The organism is Armatimonas sp. (assembly GCF_043760365.1).
Taxonomy (GTDB): Bacteria; Armatimonadota; Armatimonadia; order Armatimonadales; family Armatimonadaceae; genus Armatimonas.
This window is the reverse complement of record NZ_JAYUPA010000666.1, coordinates 1-3,933: the sequence shown is the minus strand read 5'-3', so window position 1 is coordinate 3,933 and position 3,933 is coordinate 1. Positions and strand designations below refer to the sequence as shown.

The 3,933-nt window shown below is 60.0% G+C and carries 5 protein-coding genes; all 5 read left to right on the top strand.

All coding sequences use genetic code 11. The features are described 5' to 3' along the window. The coding region (locus ACH2EH_RS15470; protein ID WP_395142933.1) for an AAA family ATPase at nt 1-461 on the top strand (461 nt) is incomplete at its 5' end. Beyond that, nucleotides 458-958 (top strand): hypothetical protein, encoded by a 501-nt coding sequence (locus tag ACH2EH_RS15465; RefSeq protein WP_395142932.1) that lies wholly within the window; start codon nt 458-460, stop codon nt 956-958. The genes ACH2EH_RS15470 and ACH2EH_RS15465, both read left to right, overlap by 4 nt. 27 nt (nt 959-985) lie before the next feature. Further along, nucleotides 986-2,326 (top strand): sulfatase, encoded by a 1,341-nt coding sequence (locus ACH2EH_RS15460; protein ID WP_395142931.1) that lies wholly within the window; start codon nt 986-988, stop codon nt 2,324-2,326. 3 nt (nt 2,327-2,329) lie between these two features. Then, complete coding sequence (locus ACH2EH_RS15455; protein WP_395142930.1) at nt 2,330-3,610, top strand: cyanophycinase; 1,281 nt, start codon at nt 2,330-2,332, stop codon at nt 3,608-3,610. 27 nt (nt 3,611-3,637) lie between these two features. After that, the coding region (locus tag ACH2EH_RS15450; protein ID WP_395142929.1) for a c-type cytochrome at nt 3,638-3,933 on the top strand (296 nt) is incomplete at its 3' end.

Here is a 3,933-nt window from a genome sequence, read left to right as displayed (position 1 = left end):
GTGGGGAAATTGAGGAAGAGAGCGAGCGGTTTTATTTGAAGACGCCGCAGGGGCGGCAGGCGATGCCACTGGTGGCGGATGGGTTGCGGAAGATTGCGACACTGTACCAACTGATCAAAAATGGCTGGCTGGAGCCAGGGGCGGTGCTTTTCTGGGATGAGCCAGAGATTCATCTAAGCCCGGTACTAATGGATGAAGTAGTTGCGGTCTTGTTGGAGCTGGCACGCAGTGGGGTGCAGATTTTTCTGGCAACACACAGCTACGTGATTCTGAAAGAGCTGGACTTGCAGGCGCTGGCTGCTGACGACGTTCGGTATTTTGCGCTGGAGTCCACGCCCGAGGGTACTACAGTGGAGATGACAAGCGACTATGCCCAGCTCCATCCCAATCCCATCGCGGAGCAGTTTGACTCGCTCTACGACCGTGAGCTGACGCGTGCAACAGGGAGACGCCGCAAGTGAGTGTCTACCAAGAAAGCGGGATTGAGCTGGACTTAAGCGCTACTCCTCAACACGAGAAACACGATACGATTAATACTGTTCTGGGGGGCGTTGACTTTCAGATCATCGAGCCGACAGGCCAGCTCTGGCTGGAGATGAAGAGCTGGTCTCCTAATGTCATCCCCACGCACCGTCGCGGTGGGCAGCGCCGATCTTACCTGAGCAAGATGCGAAGCGGCAAGTTTGGTCGGGAGCTACGTGAGAAATTCCTGGGTACCTGTACTTTTTTGACACTTACAGGAGCACCACCTGCTGCACCCATTCTCTATGTACTGCTCCTGGAATCCACTCCTGCCGACTCTGCGTTGCGCTCGCACATGATGACCAGAATGCGGAGCATGTTGCCTCGTAGCGGATCAAGAGCCCGGGCTTGGATGCACACCATCGAAGTTGTCGTCGTGGATATTACAGAGTGGAATGCGCGATTTCCTAGCTACCCTGCACGTCTTCTGCCTTAATTTAGCTTCCTTAGGTAAAATGCCTGCATGGACACGCGCCCCAGTATTCTCTTTGTCATCGCCGACGATGCATCGTGGAGCCACTTTGGGGCCTACGGCGATCCCGTTGCCCAAACCCCGAACTTTGATAGAGTTGCCCGTGAAGGAGCACTCTTTACCCATGCCTTCTGCGCCTCACCGTCGTGTACTCCCTCGCGCGGGGGGATTCTCACGGGGCAGCACATCTGGCGACTCGGCGAAGGAGCGAACCTCCATTCGTTCTGGCCCAACACCGCCCCGGTCTATCCTGACTTGCTCGCGGCGGCGGGCTACGCTGTCGGGCACACGGGCAAGGGCTGGGGACCGGGGGATTTTGCCAAGCACGGACGCGAAAACAGCCCCGCCGGGCCGCGCTTCGCGAGCTTCGATGCGTTCCTAAAGACCATCGCCAGCGCTGAGACGCCGTTTTGTTTCTGGTTTGGCAGCTTCAACCCGCACCGCACCTACGAGACTGGGATTGGTCGCAAGCGCGGCAAGAAGCTCGAAAATGTTGTGGTTCCCCCGTTTCTTCCGGACACGCCCGAAGTGCGCTCAGATATGCTGGACTACCACAGCGAGATCGAGGACTTCGATGGAGAGCTCGGTGGCCTCTTGACCTTGCTGGAACGCACGGGGCGGGCGCGGAACACGCTGGTGGTGGTGACGAGCGACAATGGTTTCCCGTTTCCTCATGGCAAGACCAACCTCTACGATGCCGGGACACGCATGCCGCTGGCAATCCGCTGGCCTGGGCGCATTAAGCCCGGCCAGAAGCGCAGGGAGCTCGTCAGCCAGACCGACTTCGCCCCGACGTTTCTAGAAGCCGCCGGAGTAGCCCTCCCCCCGGAAATCACCGGCCAAAGTCTCTTGCCACTGCTTATGTCGGGGAAGAAGCAAAAGCGTGATGTGGTTTATTTTGCCCGGGAGCGCCATTTCACGGGGGGACGGGTGGGAAACCTCGGCTACCCTGCACGCGCCGTTCGCACCCAAGACTTTCTCTACATTCACAACCTCGCGCCCGAGCGCTGGCCCGCGGGCGATCCGCCGCTCTACGCCGACATTGACCAAGCGAACTCTATCAAGGGCTCCCCCAGCAAGCAGGCGGTGGTGGAGAGCACCGACACGCGTTTCCACACCTGGGCCATCGCCAAGCGCCCCGCCGAGGAGTTCTACGACCTCAAGGCTGACCCGCACCAGCTCATCAATGTGGCAGCAGACCCGAAGCACGCCAAGATGCTCGCTCGCCTGCGCACACTGCTTGATGAGACACTCCGCAAGACCGGCGACCCGCGCGTCTCGGGGAAAGACGACTTCGACCGCTACCCAAGCGCTTCGGGGGCTGGAAAGTAAATCATGCGATACGAAAAACCCGCTTTTGCCGAGGGAATCCCCGGCGCTCTTATTCTCTGTGGCCCCGGCTCCGCCGCCCCGGAGGCGTTTCTGACCTTCACACGGCTGGCAAAGCCGCTGGAGGGAAAGTTTATCGGGGTGAAAGACAAGGCCCCCGACACGCGCGAGCTTACGGAGGCGACGGGAATCTGGTGGGAGTTTCGTGAGCCGCCCAAGGGGAGAGTTCTTGATGCACTCAAGGCTGCCCAAGCCCGTGGTGCGACTCTTGGGGGCAACTTCGCTTTCACCCAAACGGCCCTCAAAGACGGCCTGCTCCCCGATGCCAACACGGCGATCCGCTATGAGCTTCCCGAGGGCGCGGCGCTGGCCATTGTAGGGCGGGAGGTTCAGCTACTCGGTGCCGTGCACGTCATAATTCGCCTCGCCGCGACGAGGTTCGGCCCCGAGGAGCGTGTCACGCTGGGCGGACGCACGCGCCTTGCAGACCTCACGGCCCTACGCCGCCGGAGCCGTCAGCGCATGGAGCCGAGCTTTCCACCCGCCAAAATGCCGCTTCCGAATGTGCCGTCAGGGACGCTGGTGATTGTCGGGGGTGGTGGAATGCCGCAGGGACTCACCCAGCGTTTTGTGGAAATGGCGGGCGGCGATAAAGCCATTATCGCCGTGATTCCCATCTCGATGCCCGACCCGCTTCCCCCCAAAGACGGTATGGCCGAGGGGCTACGCCGCGCGGGAGCAAGAGAAGTGGTCGAGCTGACTGGCCGCACCCCCGAGGCCGTGGACAAGACCGAGGTGCTAGAATTGCTCAAGCGCGCCACCGGAGTCTGGTTTGGCGGCGGACGGCAGTGGCGATTTGTGGATGCCTACGAGGGCACGAAAGCCGCAAAGCTCATGCACGAGGTTCTGAAGCGCGGCGGCGTGATCGGCGGCAGTAGCGCGGGCGCATCCATTCAGGGTGAGTACATGGCGCGCGGCAACCCGCTTGGCCCCGAGGAGATCATCGCCCCCGGCTACGAGCGCGGCATGGGGTTTCTGCCCGGCATGGCCATTGATCAGCACTTCACCCAGCGCAACCGCTTCAAGGACATGGAGCTGCTTATCAAAACCTATCCACAGTTATTAGGAGTTGGCATAGATGAAGCCACCGCGCTGATTGTCCAGGGCTCCGTCGCGGAGATCGTAGGTCGCACCCGCGTCAACTTCTACGATCCCCAAAAATCCGCCCCCGAGTCCGTCGCAAGTGGCAAGAAATACGATCTAGCCACCCGGAAAGTGATCGAGTAGCCCCGCTCCGCGGTATAATTTATATCCATGTTTAAACTATCTCTTACACTTACCCTCGCCGTTTGTGCGTTTCTCTTGCTGCCTCTGGAAAAGAGCAGCAAAGCGGAGCCAGGCAAGCAAGCTTCTCAGCAACAGCCGCAACAGCAGGCGATCAACCTGACACGTCTCTACAACGATACTTGTGCGAAGTGCCATGGCGAGCAGGGCGAGGGCGGTGGCGCGGGGACGAAGACTCTCTTGACCCTCGAAAAATTCGCCCCGCAGTACGACAAATTATTCTTTGATGCCATCAAAAAAGGCGTCCCGGATATGGGGATGGATGC

Excerpts from the sequence above, each read along its gene's own strand:
- ACH2EH_RS15460 (WP_395142931.1), top strand. The coding sequence starts at position 986 with ATGGACACGCGCCCCAGTATTCTCTTTGTCATCGCCGACGATGCATCG.
- ACH2EH_RS15455 (WP_395142930.1), top strand. The coding sequence starts at position 2,330 with ATGCGATACGAAAAACCCGCTTTTGCCGAGGGAATCCCCGGCGCTCTT.